This is a genomic window from Pseudomonas sp. SDO524_S393 (assembly GCF_054071875.1).
The window spans coordinates 24662-39457 of record NZ_JBSVVZ010000023.1; the positions used below are offsets into that span (position 1 = coordinate 24662).

Annotated in this window: 10 protein-coding genes; 8 read left to right on the forward strand and 2 right to left on the reverse strand. The window is 61.2% G+C overall.

All coding sequences use genetic code 11. The annotated features are described in order from the left end of the window. Positions 1-3: 3 nt before the first annotated feature. The 3 genes from fabG to ACW9IB_RS12605 are packed head-to-tail and all read left to right on the forward strand — an operon-like array spanning position 4 to position 1609. A complete protein-coding gene (gene fabG / locus ACW9IB_RS12595) occupies positions 4-759 on the forward strand; it encodes a 3-oxoacyl-ACP reductase FabG (protein WP_457413893.1) in 756 nt (251 codons plus the stop codon). A 27-nt stretch (positions 760-786) separates the two neighbouring features. Beyond that, entirely contained in the window at positions 787-1146 is a 360-nt protein-coding gene (gene fdxA, locus ACW9IB_RS12600; RefSeq protein WP_457368159.1) for a ferredoxin FdxA, read from the forward strand. A gap of 31 nt (positions 1147-1177) precedes the next feature. Beyond that, positions 1178-1609, forward strand: a complete 432-nt coding sequence (locus tag ACW9IB_RS12605) for a hypothetical protein (protein ID WP_457413894.1) — start codon at positions 1178-1180, stop codon at positions 1607-1609. 78 nt (positions 1610-1687) lie between these two features. On the opposite strand, the gene glnA is transcribed toward ACW9IB_RS12605, so the two are convergent. Beyond that, the gene (glnA, locus tag ACW9IB_RS12610; protein WP_169428462.1) at positions 1688-3094 is read right to left on the reverse strand and encodes a glutamate--ammonia ligase; all 1407 of its coding nucleotides are present in this window, start codon (positions 3092-3094) and stop codon (positions 1688-1690) included. 333 nt (positions 3095-3427) lie between these two features. Between glnA and thiI the strand changes: the two genes are divergently transcribed. Beyond that, entirely contained in the window at positions 3428-4882 is a 1455-nt protein-coding gene (gene thiI / locus ACW9IB_RS12615) for a tRNA uracil 4-sulfurtransferase ThiI (protein WP_457413896.1), read from the forward strand. Positions 4883-5021: 139 nt separating this feature from the next. Then, positions 5022-6842 (forward strand): translational GTPase TypA, encoded by a 1821-nt coding sequence (gene typA / locus ACW9IB_RS12620; RefSeq protein WP_457368156.1) that lies wholly within the window; start codon positions 5022-5024, stop codon positions 6840-6842. Positions 6843-7035: 193 nt separating this feature from the next. Here the strand turns inward: typA and ACW9IB_RS12625 are convergent, their stop codons facing one another. Continuing rightward, complete coding sequence (locus ACW9IB_RS12625; protein WP_457368155.1) at positions 7036-7470, reverse strand: YkgJ family cysteine cluster protein; 435 nt, start codon at positions 7468-7470, stop codon at positions 7036-7038. A 238-nt stretch (positions 7471-7708) separates the two neighbouring features. On the opposite strand from ACW9IB_RS12625, the gene ACW9IB_RS12630 reads away from it, so the two are divergent. From ACW9IB_RS12630 to ACW9IB_RS12640, 3 genes are all read left to right on the forward strand, one after another. Then, positions 7709-10159: a glycogen/starch/alpha-glucan phosphorylase gene (locus ACW9IB_RS12630; protein WP_457413897.1), complete on the forward strand. Its 2451-nt coding sequence runs from the start codon at positions 7709-7711 to the stop codon at positions 10157-10159. A 156-nt stretch (positions 10160-10315) separates the two neighbouring features. Beyond that, complete coding sequence (locus tag ACW9IB_RS12635) at positions 10316-13393, forward strand: DUF2339 domain-containing protein (protein WP_457413898.1); 3078 nt, start codon at positions 10316-10318, stop codon at positions 13391-13393. Next, a complete protein-coding gene (locus tag ACW9IB_RS12640) occupies positions 13390-14745 on the forward strand; it encodes a DUF3999 domain-containing protein (protein WP_457413900.1) in 1356 nt (451 codons plus the stop codon). Before ACW9IB_RS12635 ends, ACW9IB_RS12640 begins: the two co-directional genes overlap by 4 nt. Positions 14746-14796 lie beyond the last annotated feature (51 nt).

The following is a 14796-nucleotide window of genomic DNA, read 5'->3' on the forward strand; positions in this document are numbered from 1 at the left end:
GTCATGGGTGTTCAACAGGCTTCAAACGGCAAATGGATAATGGTCACGGGCGGCAGTCGCGGCATTGGACGTGCGCTGGTGTTAGCCCTGGCGCGGGAAGGCTACCAAGTGGCATTCACCTATCAGTCGTCAGCGACCGCCGCGCGTGAGCTTGAGCAGGAAGTCGAGGCCGAGGGTGGCTGGGCGCGCGGGTATGCCTGTGACGGGCGGGATCACGGCTCGGTCGAGGCCGTGTGTACAGAGTTGGTGCAGACCCTCGGCGAACCCTATGGGCTGATCAACAATATGGGCATCACCGGCGACCAGTTGCTGTTCAAGTTCGATATTGAGCGTTACCGCGATGTCGTCTCGACCAACCTCGATTCCGCCGTGTATTTCAGCAAATGCCTGGCACCGGCAATGGCTTCCGAACGCCGCGGCAAGATCTTGCACATGTCGTCGGTCAGTGGGCTGAAAGGCAACAAGGGGCAACTGGGCTATTCGGCGACCAAAGCGGCGATGATCGGGATCACCAAGACCATGGCCTTGGAGCTCGCACGCTTCAAGATCACGGTCAACGCGATTGCGCCCGGCTTCATTGCAACGGAAATGGTCGAGCAGATTGCCGACCCGGTGCGCAAATCGATCACTGACACCATTCCGCTCAAGCGTTTTGGCGAGGTCCGTGAAGTGGCAGCCCTGGCCAGCTTTTTGTTGTCAGGCCAGGCCGACTACATCACCGGGCAGACGTTCGTGATCGATGGCGGCCTTACGGCCTGAACCCACCAGACATATACGAGGCACGCTATGACCTACGTAGTGACTGACAACTGCATTCAATGCCGTCATACCAACTGTGTCGACATCTGCCCGGCAGACGCTTTCCACTTGGGGCCGAATTTCATGGTCATCAACCCGGAGGAGTGTGTTGACTGTGGTTTATGTGTGCCGGAGTGTCCCGAGGAAGCCATTGCCGCTGAAAACCGGCTGGATGACAGTAATCGGCATTTTCTTGCGCTCAATGCCGAGTTGGTTAACCACTGGCCGGTGATCCTGCAGCGTATTCCTCCCCTGGCGGATCACGCGCAATGGAGTCAAAAGCCCAATAAACTGCCCTACCTGGTGCGCGAGGCCGAGGCGATGAATTTGGCTGAAGGCGCTCTCTGATCCTCACAGGTGTGCAGCAAGGAGTGACCGCATGGCAAATGGATACAACGTGGCACTGTTGATAGGAGGAGGGCTCAGCCTGTTGGCGGCCTTGGCGCACATTGGCGTGATTCTGGTGGGCCCCTCCTGGTATCGCTTGTTTGGTGCGGGCGAGCGCATGGCCGTTGCGGCGCAGGAGGGGCGCTGGTTTCCCGCCATCATCACGCTCGCGATTGCCTTGGTGCTTGCCAGCTGGGGCGCTTACGCCTTGTCCGGCGCCGGGGTTATAGGGCCGCTCCCCTTGTTGCGTCCTGCGTTGTGCGTGATCACGCTGATCTATCTTGTGCGCGCACTGCTTGGGCCATTCGCCCTGATCGGCACCGGGCGCAGCACTCGCTTCATCATTGTCAGTTCCGTGATCTGCCTGTTGTACGGGGTCGTGCATCTGCTCGGTCTGGTACGCGGGTGGGATGCGCTGGCGTAAACCGAGGCACAAAAAAACTCCCAGCGGCTTGCGCCGACTGGGAGTTTTTTTTACGCCGCGTCAAGCAGCGCTACCGGATCAGCAGCTGTAGTACAGCTCGTATTCCAGTGGGTGTACGAAGGTGCGGACCTTGATTTCTTCTTCGCTTTTCAGGGCGATGTAGGCATCGATGAAGTCGTCGCTGAACACGCCGCCTTTGGTCAGGAACGCACGGCCCTTGTCCAGCTCTTCCAGGGCTTCTTTCAGGCTGCCGCACACTTGTGGGATCTCTTTGGCCTCTTCAGGCGGCAGGTCGTACAAGTTCTTGTCGGCGGCGTCGCCAGGGTGGATCTTGTTCTGGATGCCGTCCAGGCCGGCCATCAGCAGTGCTGCGAAAGCCAGGTACGGGTTGGCAGCCGGGTCCGGGAAGCGTGCTTCGATACGACGGCCACGTGGGCTGTTGACGTAAGGAATACGGATCGAGGCGGAACGGTTGCGAGCCGAGTAGGCCAGCATCACCGGGGCTTCGAAGCCAGGTACCAGACGCTTGTAGGAGTTGGTCGCCGGGTTGGTGAAGCCGTTCAGGGCCTTACCGTGCTTGATGATACCGCCGATGAAGTACAGGGCGGTTTCCGACAGGCCGGCATAGCCTTCGCCGGCGAAGGTGTTCTTGCCGTCTTTGGCGATGGACATGTGAACGTGCATGCCCGAACCGTTGTCGCCGTACAGAGGCTTCGGCATGAAGGTCGCGGTGCGGCCGTAGGCGTCAGCAACGTTGTGTACAACGTACTTCAGGGTTTGAACTTCGTCAGCTTTCTTCACCAGAGTGTTGAACTTGACGCCGATTTCGTTCTGGCCGGCAGTTGCCACTTCGTGGTGGTGAACTTCGACGGTCTGACCCATTTCTTCCAGTGCGTTGCACATGGCAGTACGGATTTCGTGGTCGTGGTCAAACGGCGGAACCGGGAAGTAGCCGCCTTTGATGCCTGGACGGTGGCCTTTGTTGCCGCCTTCCACGTCCTGGTCGGACATCCACGAACCTTGCTCGGAGTAGATCTTGAACATGGAGCCGGAGATGTCGGATTTGAACTTCACTTCGTCGAAGATGAAGAACTCTGGCTCCGGACCTGCGAAGACGGTGTCACCGATACCGGTGGTCTTCAGGTATTCCTCGGCGCGGTGAGCGATGGCGCGTGGGTCGCGGTCGTAACCTTGCATGGTCGAAGGTTCGATGATGTCGCACACCAGGATCAGGGTCGGTTCTTCGGTGAACGGGTCCAGAACGGCGGTTTCGTCGTCCGGCAGCAGGATCATGTCGGAGGCTTCGATGCCTTTCCAGCCAGCGATGGAGGAACCGTCGAACATCTTGCCGACTTCGAAGAAGTCGTCTTCCAGCGCGTCGCGAGCCGGCATGGTCACGTGGTGCTGAGTGCCTTTGGTGTCCGTGAAGCGCAGATCAATCCATTTAACGTCATGATCTTTGATGAGTTGAACCGACTTCGACATAGTGTCCTCCGGGTGGCTTCGGGCTGGGGTAGTGGAGTTAGCCCTAGAATATGGGTGATGCCGGCGCGGATACTCCGCCATGGCAACCTGCCTCACAAGAGAGCAAATTGCATGCCAGTGCCCCGACATGGGTTTTTTGCCTCAAAATAGCCCCTATAAAGGTGCATTGCGCTCGAATGGAAAAAATATCGCACTGTAATGTGGCATTTTTTCTCATTTGCGCACCTTTATGGTGCCTTGCGGCACCTGTACATATTAACTGGTTAAACCTTGAGCGATTTCCGCTATAATCCGCGCCCCCCTTTTTCAGCAGGCCCGGCGCGCGCTGTTTCCATGAAATTAATCGTTAAAGTCTTCCCCGAGATCACCATCAAGAGCCGACCGGTACGGACGCGTTTCATCCGTCAGTTGGCCAAGAACATCCGTGCCGTGCTCCGCGATCTGGACCCGGCTGTGGTGGTGAACGGCGTGTGGGACAACCTCGAGCTGGAAACCCGCGTCACCGACGCCAAAGCCTTGAAAGAAATGACCGAACGCCTGAGCTGCATGCCGGGCATCGCGCATTTCCTGCAAGTGGACGAGTACCCGCTGGGCGACTTCGATGACATCACCGAGAAGTGCAGGCAGCACTTCGGCCAGGCCATCGAGGGCAAGATTTTTTCGGTGCGCTGCAAGCGCGGCGGCAAGCACCCGTTCAGCTCCATGGACGTGGAGAAATACGTCGGCAGCAAGCTGCGTCGCGAGTGCGGTGCAGCCGGAATTTCGCTGAAATCGCCTGAAGTCGAAGTGCGCATCGAAATTCGCGACCAACGGTTGTTCGTGATCCACAGCCAGCACAACAGCATCGGCGGTTACCCGCTGGGTGCGCTGGAACAGACACTGGTATTGATGTCCGGCGGTTTCGATTCGACCGTCGCGGCCTATCAGATCATGCGCCGTGGCCTGATGAGCCACTTCTGCTTCTTTAACCTGGGCGGGCGTGCACACGAATTGGGCGTGATGGAAGTTGCGCACTATATCTGGAAGAAATACGGCAGCTCCCAGCGTGTGCTGTTCGTGAGCGTGCCGTTCGAGGAAGTGCTCGGCGAAATTCTCGGCAAAGTCGACGACAGTCATATGGGTGTCGTATTGAAGCGTATGATGTTGCGCGCGGCGTCGAAAATCGCTGACCGCCTGCACATCGACGCACTGGTGACCGGCGAAGCGCTGTCCCAGGTGTCGAGCCAGACGCTGCCGAACCTGTCGATCATCGATTGCGTCACCGAAAAACTGGTGTTGCGCCCGCTGATCGCCAGCCACAAGCAGGACATCATCGACCAGGCGGACCAGATCGGTACCGGCAACTTTGCCCGCCACATGCCGGAATACTGCGGGGTCATCTCGGTGAACCCCAAGACCCACGCCAAGCGTCACCGCGTGGAGCATGAAGAGAAAGAATTCGACATGGCGGTTCTGGAGCGTGCGCTCGAGAACGCCAGGCTGGTCCCGATCGATCGCGTGATCGACGAACTGGGCCAGGATGTGCAGATCGAAGAAGTCAGCGAAGCCCTGGCTGGCCAGATCGTCATCGACATCCGTCACCCGGATGCCGCTGAAGACGAGCCGCTGGAAGTCGCCGGCATCGACGTACAAACGCTGCCGTTCTATGCATTGAACGCGCGTTTCAAGGAACTGGATAACAGCCGTCAGTACCTGCTGTATTGCGACAAAGGCGTGATGAGTCGCCTGCATGCCCACCATCTGCTCAGTGAGGGGCATGCCAATGTGCGCGTTTATCGACCGAGCTAAGAGCCCGGGGCTGTTTGCCTGTGGCCTGCGTCATCGGCCCCCCGACTCTGCCGTCAAGCTGTAACGGCAAGGCCTGACTCTATTGTTAATCGCTGCCACGACCTGTCAGCACACCGAATCCTCTGATCGAGATACACAAGTGATCGAAAATCTACGCAACATCGCCATCATCGCCCACGTTGACCATGGTAAAACCACCCTGGTAGACAAACTCCTGCGTCAATCCGGCACCCTGGAGCGCAACGAGCTCAACGACGAGCGCGTGATGGACTCCAACGACCAGGAAAAAGAGCGCGGCATTACCATTCTGGCCAAAAACACCGCCATCAACTGGAACGGCTACCACATCAACATCGTGGACACCCCGGGCCACGCCGACTTCGGCGGCGAAGTAGAGCGCGTAATGTCCATGGTTGACTCCGTGCTGCTGCTGGTCGATGCCCAGGACGGCCCTATGCCGCAAACCCGTTTCGTGACCAAGAAGGCGTTCGAAGCCGGCCTGCGTCCGATCGTGTGCATCAACAAGGTTGACCGTCCAGGCGCGCGTCCGGACTGGGTTCTGGACCAGATCTTCGACCTGTTCGACAACCTGGGTGCCACCGAAGAACAGCTGGACTTCAAAGTCGTCTACGCCTCGGCCCTGAACGGCATTGCCGGTCTGGACCACACCGACATGGCCGAAGACATGACCCCGCTGTACCAGTCGATCGTCGACAACGTACCGGCGCCGGCGGTTGACCGTGACGGTCCGTTCCAGATGCAAATCTCTGCACTGGACTACAACAGCTTCCTGGGTGTTATCGGTGTTGGCCGTATCGCCCGTGGTCGCGTCAAGCCGAACACCCCGGTTGTCGCCATCGGCGCCGACGGCAAGAAGCGCAACGGCCGCATCCTGAAGCTGATGGGTCACCACGGTCTGCACCGCATCGACGTTGAAGAAGCGGCAGCGGGCGACATCGTGTGCATCAGCGGTATGGAGTCGCTGTTCATCTCCGACACCCTGTGCAACCCGGACAACGTCGAGGCGATGAAGCCGCTGACCGTTGACGAGCCAACCGTTTCCATGACTTTCCAGGTGAACGACTCGCCGTTCTGCGGTAAAGAAGGCAAGTTCGTGACCTCCCGTAACATCAAGGAGCGTCTGGACAAAGAGCTGCTGTACAACGTTGCACTGCGCGTTGAAGAAGGCGACTCGGCTGACAAGTTCAAGGTTTCCGGCCGTGGTGAGCTGCACCTCTCGGTACTGATCGAAACCATGCGTCGCGAAGGCTTCGAGATGGCTGTAGGCCGTCCGGAAGTGATCATCCGTCAGGTTGAAGGCGTGAAGCAGGAACCGTTCGAAAACGTCACCATCGACACCCCGGAAGAATCCCAGGGCAAGGTGATGGAAGAGATGGGCCTGCGTAAGGGCGACCTGACCAACATGGTGCCGGATGGCAAGGGCCGTGTACGTCTGGAATACAACATCCCTGCGCGTGGTCTGATCGGTTTCCGTAACCAGTTCCTGACCCTGACCAACGGTGCTGGCATCCTGACCTCGATCTTCGATCGCTACGACACCATGAAGTCCGGCGACATGTCCGGCCGTCAGAACGGTGTTCTGGTCTCGGTAGAAACCGGCAAGGCGCTGACCTACTCCCTGGAAACCCTTCAGGCGCGTGGCAAGCTGTTCGTTGAACACGGTCAAGAGATCTACAACGGTCAGATCATCGGTCTGAACAGCCGTGACAACGACATGGGCGTCAACCCAACCAAAGGCAAGAAGCTCGACAACATGCGTGCTTCGGGTAAAGACGAAACCATCGCCCTGGTTCCACCTGTTCGCTTCACCCTGGAACAGGCCCTGGAATTCATCCAGGACGACGAGCTGTGCGAAGTGACGCCGAAGTCGATCCGTCTGCGCAAAAAGATCCTGGACGAAGGCGAGCGTACCCGCGCTGCCAAGAAAGCCAAGAACTGAGTTAGCTCAGGCTGAATGAAAAACGCCCCCGGTCGGAAGGCCGGGGGCGTTTTTTTATGCCTGCGGTTTGTGTGCTGTCTCTGCTGGCCCCATCGCAGGCAAGCCAGCTCCCACACTTGAATGTGTTCACAAATCAAAATGTGGGAGCTGGCTTGCCTGCGATGAGGCCCTTGAAGCCACTACAAGATTTGGATCAGAACTTATCGAGGGTCTTGAACCGGGTCTCGCGCACCACTTCCTTCGGCTTGTACGCGCAATACCCCGGGCGCGGCCCGATTTTCGGGTGATTGCGGCAGGTATCCGGGCGCTTGTCATAAATAGTGCAGAAGCGGCTCTTACGATCCAGGTACAGGCAGTCGTTGTTGCTCATGCGCTGCAGGGTAAAAATCTCGGACTTGGAATTGAAGCGCTCGACAATGCCTTCCTTCTGCAAGCGTTTGGCGATGTTCTTCGGCGGGTCGCCGCGCTCGAACTCATCGACGATGCCGATGCGGATCAGGTCTTTGATCTTTACTTCGACCGGCAGCGTGCAGCAGCTGGACACGCAGCCGCCGCACATATGGGCGGAGTATTTCTGCCACGTTTCAAGACGGTCGAGTTCCGCGGCGGCGATCAGTTGAGGCTTCATCGGGGTTCCAAAAGGTGTGGCGTTATCCGGGCGCGCGATCATACCGGGATTGGTGATTTTTTGAACAATATTTTGTGGGTTTCGGCCAAAAGGTGCGCGGGCGTCAAAGCAGGCACGGCCAATGCATCAAAACCTTGCCCAGTTAAATGCGTTAAAAAAGTGCCGAACCAGAGCGTCTACCGTCTGTCAGACCGACTAGGCTCTAGCAACTCCTTCAATCTCGCCCGAGGTCGCACCGATGTCTCAGGAACCGCTTGCACGAGAAGCAGAGGTAGCCGCATTTCGCGATGCCGTCTTGACCAAACTCACCTACGCGGTGGGCAAGGACCCGGATCACGCCTTCGACCACGACTGGTTCGAAGCCATTGCCCTGGCGGCCCGCGACCAGATGGTCGATCACTGGATGGACCATACGCGGCGCATTTACCGCAAAGGCCAGAAGCGGGTGTATTACCTGTCCCTCGAATTCCTCATTGGCCGTTTGCTCTACGACAGCCTGAGCAACCTCGGGGTATTGGAGATCGCCCGCGAAGCGCTGGCGGAACTGGGCGTGGACCTTGAGCGCATCCGCCTGCTGGAGCCCGATGCGGCACTCGGCAACGGTGGCCTGGGGCGCCTGGCCGCATGTTTCATGGAGAGCATGTCGACCCTCGGCGTGGCGGGTCATGGCTATGGCATTCGTTACGAGCACGGCCTGTTCCGCCAGGCGATTGTCGACGGCTGGCAGCAGGAGCAGACCGAGCGCTGGCTGGATTTCGGCAACCCATGGGAGTTCGAGCGGGCCGAAGTGATCTACCCGATTGGCTTTGGCGGCAGCGTCGAAACCAAGGCCGATGCCTCCGGCAAGATGATCCAGGTGTGGTGGCCCAACGAGACCGTACGGGCCGTGGCCTACGACACCCCGGTAGTGGGCTGGCGTGGTGCCAGCGTCAACACGCTGCGCCTGTGGCGTGCGCGCGCTGTCGAAGATCTGCACCTGGAGCGCTTCAACGCGGGTGATCACCTGGGCGCCGTCGCCGAAGTGGCCCGCGCCGAAAGCATCTCGCGGGTGCTTTACCCGGCCGACAGCACCGAAGCGGGGCAGGAACTGCGCCTGCGTCAGGAATACTTCTTCGTTTCCGCCTCCCTGCAAGATTTGCTGCGCCGGCACAAGAACATGCACGGCTCGGTGCTCAGCCTGGGCGAACACGCCGCCATCCAGCTCAACGACACCCACCCGTCCATCGCCGTGGCCGAGTTGATGCGCCAACTGGTGGACCTGCACGATATTCCGTGGGAAGCGGCGTGGGACGTGACCGTCGAAACCCTGTCCTATACCAACCACACCCTGTTGCCCGAGGCGCTGGAAACCTGGCCGGTGGGGCTGATGGAACGCATGCTGCCCCGGCACATGCAGATCATCTATTTGATCAACGCCCAGCACATCGATTCGTTGCGGGCCAAGGGCATCCATGATTTCGACGTGCTGCGCGCCGTGTCGCTGATCGAAGAGGACAACGGTCGTCGCGTGCGCATGGGCAACCTGGCGTTCCTCGGCTCCCACAGTGTCAACGGCGTTTCCGGTCTGCACACCCAACTGATGCGCAGCACGGTGTTCTCCGAATTGCACAAGCTCTACCCGGAGCGCATCAACAACAAAACCAACGGCATCACCTTTCGCCGCTGGCTGTACCAGGCCAACCCCAAGCTCACCGAGATGCTGGTGGAGGCCCTCGGGCCGGATATTCTCGACAAGCCCGAGCAGCGCCTGGTTGAGCTGGAGCCTTTCGCCGAGAAGCAGACCTTCCGCAAGGCCTTCGCCGAGCAGCGCCTGCACAGCAAGCGCGCACTGGCCGAAATCATCCATGAGCGTCTGGGCGTGTCGGTCAACCCGGCGGCGATGTTCGATGTGCAGGTCAAGCGTATCCACGAGTACAAGCGCCAGTTGTTGAACTTGTTGCACACCGTGGCGCTGTACCAGGCGATTCGTGCCGAGCCGGGCACCGACTGGGTGCCACGGGTGAAGATCTTCTCGGGCAAGGCGGCGGCCAGTTACCACCAGGCCAAACTGATCATCAAGCTGACCAACGACATCGCCCGCACCGTCAACAATGACCCGACCGTGCGCGGCCTGCTCAAGGTGGTGTTCCTGCCCAACTACAACGTGAGTCTGGCGGAGAGCATCATTCCGGCGGCGGATTTGTCGGAGCAGATCTCCACCGCCGGCTTCGAGGCGTCGGGCACCAGCAACATGAAGTTCGGCCTCAATGGCGCACTGACCATCGGCACCATGGACGGCGCCAACGTGGAGATGCACGAACGTGTCGGCGCCGACCACATGTTCATCTTCGGCCTCAGTGCGCAGCAGGTGGAGGCGCGCAAACATGCCGGTGAATTCAACGCCGGGCCGGACATTGCCGCGTCCCATCGTTTGAACGACGTGCTGCAAGCGATCCGGGGCGGGGTGTTCTCGCCGGATGACCCGGGGCGCTATGTGGGGCTGATCGACGGGCTGATCGACTACGACCGTTTCCTGGTGTGTGCCGACTTCGATTCGTACTGGGACGCCCAGGCGCGGGTCGAGGCGCATTGGCATGACTCGAAGGCATGGTGGCGTTCGGCAGTGCTCAACACGGCGCGAATGGGCTGGTTCAGCTCGGACCGGACTATCCGCGAATACGCCACCGAGATCTGGAAAGCCCTCGACTAAACACCACGATACCCCCTGTGGGAGCGGGCTTGCCCGCGATAGCGGACTGTCAGTTTGCAGATATGTCGACTGGTACACCGCAGTCGCGGGAAATCCCGCTCCCACATTAGGTCCGCGTCGATATACTAGGGCTCGATTTGCCTAGGGATATCGACCATGCAATGGATTTTCATGCTGATTGGCCTCGCGCTCGGCTGGACGCTCGACGAGTCGTTCAGCGATGCGGGCATTGGTGCGCTGTTGGGTTTGGGCATTGGCCAGGCCATCCGCCTGGCGCAGCTTGCGAATCGGGCAGACCAACAGGCACGTCAGTTGGAAACCACGCAGAAGGCGCTGATAGCGCTGGGTGATCGCCTGCGGCAACTGGAAGTGCCAGCGCCTGCGAGCAGTGTGATTGTCGAATCCCCCGTTCCCGAGCCCGCACCTGTCGCCAAGGCCTCCGACCTGGTCTGGGAGCTGCCGGCCGACCTGGCGCCGGTTGCCATCACCGCCGAAGCCAGCCAGCCGTTACCGGATGACGCCTGGGCACCGGCACCACCTCCTAAAGAACCCGCTACACCTCGCGGCCCCAACCTGATCGAACGTGCCATCAGCGGTGCGCGCAACTGGCTGTTGGGCGGCAATACGGTGTTGCGCGTCGGCGTGGTGCTGCTGTTTCTCGGCCTGGCATTTCTGCTGCGTTACGCCACCGAAGGCATGGTGGTGCCGATCGAGCTGCGTTACGCCGGTGTCGCCGCCGCTGCGCTGGGCCTGCTGGGCCTGGGCTGGTGGCTGCGGCTGCGCAACGGCCAGTACGGGCTGATACTGCAAGGCACCGGCATTGCGGTGTTGTACCTCACGGTATTCGCTGCGATGCGTCTGCACCCGCTGATCGACCCCGGTGCGGCGCTGGGTTTGCTGGTGGCGGTCACCGTGTTTTCGGCGATTCTGGCGATTACCCAGGATGCGCTCGGTCTGGCTTGCGCGGCGGCTCTCGGCGGGTTCGCCGCGCCGATCCTGGCGTCCACCGGCGCTGGTAACCACGTCGCACTGTTCAGTTATTTCGCGTTGCTTAACGCGGGCATCCTCGCGATAGCCTGGTTCAAGGCCTGGCGCTTGCTCAACCTGATCGGGTTTGTCGGCACGTTCGGCATCGGTTTCGCCTGGGGCATGCGCTCCTACACGCCGGAGCTGCTGTGGAGCACCGAGCCGTTTCTGATTCTGTTTTTTCTGATGTACCTGGCCATCGGCCTGCTGTTCGCCCGGCGCAAGTTGTCGGAGAGGGAGGAGGCGCCTGAAGGCCGCGACGCGTTACTGCGCTGGTCGGCGGCCAAGGGCGATTATGTCGACGGCAGCCTGTTGTTCGGTCCGCCGCTGGTGGGCTTCGGCTTGCAGTTCGCGCTGGTGCAACACTTGGAATTTGCTGCCGCATTCAGCGCCTTGGGCCTTGGCATTATCTACCTGGGGCTGGCGCGGCTGCTCAGCGGCGGGCGTGCCTTGTTGCTGGCCGAAACCTGCCTGGCGCTGGGCGTGATCTTTGCCAGCCTCGCGATTCCTCTGGGGCTCGACGCGCGCTGGACGGCGGCGGCGTGGGCTGTGGAGGGGGCCGGCATCTTCTGGCTCGGCATGCGCCAGCAGCGACCCGTGGCCAGAGCGTTCGCCTTGTTGCTGCAGTTGGGTGCGTCGCTCGCTTTCTTCGGCGAACTGCGCGACAGCCAGGACACTTTGCTGCAGGGCCCCCCCTTGGGCGCGTTGTTGTTGGGCGCGGCGCTGTTGTTCAGCTTTTATCAACTGCACACCGCTGCGCCGGAACATACCCGGCGCTGGGAACGGCTGGGTGCACCCTGGCTCGCCGTACTCGGCCTGGGCTGCGTTTACTTGCTGGCGCCGCTGTTGTTTTCGACCCAAGGCAGCATCGTCAGTTGGGCCGTTGCTGGCCTGGCGATCCTGTGGGCGGGCCAGCGTATCGGTTCGCCAGTGGTCGTGCGTTGTGGCGTTGTCGGGCAGGTGTTGGGCGGCGCGCTATTTGCGCTCGACCCCGTGACCAACGCCTGGACACCGCTGATCATCGCCGTGGCGGCAATGGTCGGCGCGTGGCGCCTGCCCCGCGCCCGGCTGTCTACAGCGTTGCTGGCCTGGGGCGTGGCCTGGTGGGCCTTGGCGGTGATCATAGAAGTGTGGCGTTTGGCGCCTGCGACTTTGCATGCTTCGCTGTTGTTGCTGGCGGCTGCGCTGAGCGTGGTGATCTGGACGGCACTGGCGCTTCGTTTGCGCTGGGTCGCCTTGGGTATCGCCAGTACGTTGCTCATGCCTGCGGCGAGTCTCGTGTTGTGGGGCACGTGGACTGAGTTTTACCACCCGGCGGCGCAGTTCGGCTGGCTGGCGTGGCTGACGGTGTTCACCGTGCATTTCATTTCGCTGCGTCGTTTGGCGCTGCTGGTACCTGCCAACGTATTGAGCGCGGCCCATGTGCTGGGCTGCTGGATGCTGATCGGCGTGCTGGCACTGGAGCTGCGCTACGGTCTGATGATGCTGTCCAGCGAATACAACGCGTGGCGTTGGCTGGGTTGGGCGATTCTGCCGAGTCTGTACCTGGTGCTGGCGGCTGCGCCACGCGGATGGCCGTGGCCGGTGTCGGCGTATCCGCGCGAGTACCGTGTGCTGGCCGCACTGCCGCTGGCGGTGCTGATGCTGGGCTGGTTCTGGCTGGCGAACATGTTCAGCGACGGTGCAGCCGAACCGCTGCCCTCTGTACCGTTGCTCAACCCGCTCGACCTGGGCCTGCTGTTTGCGTTGCTGGGGATTTACGTGTGGTCGCGCAGTGTGGCGCCGCAGCGCGGGCCGCGCATCGAGTTGTTGGCGCAGGGCGTGGCAGGTGTTTCGCTGTTTGCGTTCTTTACCGCGCTGGTCATGCGCACGGCCCACCATTGGGGCGGCGTGCCGTTCCATCTGGATGCGTTGCTGGAGTCGATGCTGGTGCAGGCCGGCCTGTCGATCGTCTGGACCCTGATCGCCCTGGGCCTGATGATCGGCGGCCACCTGCGCCATCGTCGCGAGGTGTGGCTCATCGGTGCGGCGTTGATCGCCGTGGTGGTGGCCAAGCTGTTCTTTGTGGAACTGAGCAACCGTGGCGGCCTGGCGCGGATCGTGTCGTTCATCGGTGTGGGCGGGCTGCTGCTGGTGGTGGGCTATTTCGCGCCATTGCCGCCCAAGCGTGTCGAGCCGGTGCTGGAAACGGAAGGAGCATCCTCTTGATCGGTCAGTTGAGCGTTGTTGTGCTGGGCTTGTGTACGACTTTATCCGTGTGGGCGCAGGAAACGCCTGCCGACTTCACCACCCAGGTGCCGCTGAGCGTCAGTGGCAGCGGCCCGTGGTATCGGCTGGAGTTGCCACTGGCGGTGCAACTGAATGCGCGTCAGGCAGACCTCGGCGACGTACGCATATTCAACGCTGCGGGCGAGCCACAGGCGTATGCGCTGTCGCGTCAGTCGGCCCAACGCACCGAAAGTCGCACTGTCACGGACGTGAAGTGGTTCCCGCTATACGCCGCCGACACCCGCGAAGCCTTGCCCGGCGTGGTGATGAAGGCCACCACCGATGGCACGTTGCTGGAGGTCAAACCGTCCACTGCGGCCAAGCCCGGCAAGCAAGTGCGGCGCGGGTGGGTGCTGGATGCCAGCGCGATCAAGGCGCCGTTGCAGCAACTGAGCCTGGACTGGAGCCGCGAACGTGATGGCTTCCAGCGGTTCAGCATCGAAGCCAGTGATGACTTGCAGCATTGGCAGGCGTGGGGCGATGGCCAGGTGGCGCGCCTGTCGTTCGCCGACGAGCGGGTCGAGCAGCATGACGTGGGCCTGCCGGGGCAGCCTGCGCGTTACCTGCGTTTGCTCTGGCAAGGGCAGGCGGCGCCAATGTTGACGTCAGCCAAATTGACCAGCGCCACCAGCAGCAGTCTGCCGCTGCCGCTGGTGTGGTCGCCACCGTTGGCGGGCACACGGCTCAAGGCCGGGGAATACAGCTGGCAGCTGCCGGCGGGCTTGAGTGTCGAACGCCTGCGCGTCGAACTGAAGCAGCCGAACACGCTGGCCCCCGTGACCTTGTCGGGGCGTCGCGACGCCAAGCAGGCGTGGCAGCCGTTGAGCAAGGGTGTGCTGTATCGCCTGGCGCAGAATGGCCAGGACGTGGTGCAGGATGAATTGCCATTGCCCGGCCAAGTGATCTCCGAGCTTAAATTGCAGGTGGATGAGCGTGGCGGCGGCCTGGGCGTCGATGCCCCGGCGTTGCGGTTTGCGGTGCGCACCACGCAGTTGGTGTTCCTGGCGCGGGGTGAGCCACCGTTCACCCTGGCGCTGGGCAGTGCCTCGGTCAAGGCGGCAAACCTGCCGCTGTCGACGCTGATCCCGGACTACAGCGCCGAGCGCCTGAAAACCCTGGGGCAGGCCAAGGTGTCCGGGGAGGCGCAGGTCCAGACGCTCGCCGTAGCCGCCACAGCCGAGGCGGGCGTCGACTGGAAGAAACTCGGCCTGTGGGCCGTGCTCCTGCTGGGTGTGGCAGCGCTGGGGGCGATGGCCTACAGTTTGTTGCGCCGGCCTGCGGGCACGCCGTGAACTCTATTGGAGTTAAATCCTCTGATTAGAGGAAATACGCCCCGACTCGCG

Bases quoted from the DNA above. Each gene is read 5' to 3' on its own strand.
- fabG (WP_457413893.1), top strand. From the start codon at position 4: ATGGGTGTTCAACAGGCTTCAAACGGCAAATGGATAATGGTCACGGGC.
- fdxA (WP_457368159.1), top strand. From the start codon at position 787: ATGACCTACGTAGTGACTGACAACTGCATTCAATGCCGTCATACCAAC.
- ACW9IB_RS12605 (WP_457413894.1), top strand. From the start codon at position 1,178: ATGGCAAATGGATACAACGTGGCACTGTTGATAGGAGGAGGGCTCAGC.
- glnA (WP_169428462.1), bottom strand. From the start codon at position 3,094: ATGTCGAAGTCGGTTCAACTCATCAAAGATCATGACGTTAAATGGATT.
- thiI (WP_457413896.1), top strand. From the start codon at position 3,428: ATGAAATTAATCGTTAAAGTCTTCCCCGAGATCACCATCAAGAGCCGA.
- ACW9IB_RS12625 (WP_457368155.1), bottom strand. From the start codon at position 7,470: ATGAAGCCTCAACTGATCGCCGCCGCGGAACTCGACCGTCTTGAAACG.
- ACW9IB_RS12630 (WP_457413897.1), top strand. From the start codon at position 7,709: ATGTCTCAGGAACCGCTTGCACGAGAAGCAGAGGTAGCCGCATTTCGC.
- ACW9IB_RS12635 (WP_457413898.1), top strand. From the start codon at position 10,316: ATGCAATGGATTTTCATGCTGATTGGCCTCGCGCTCGGCTGGACGCTC.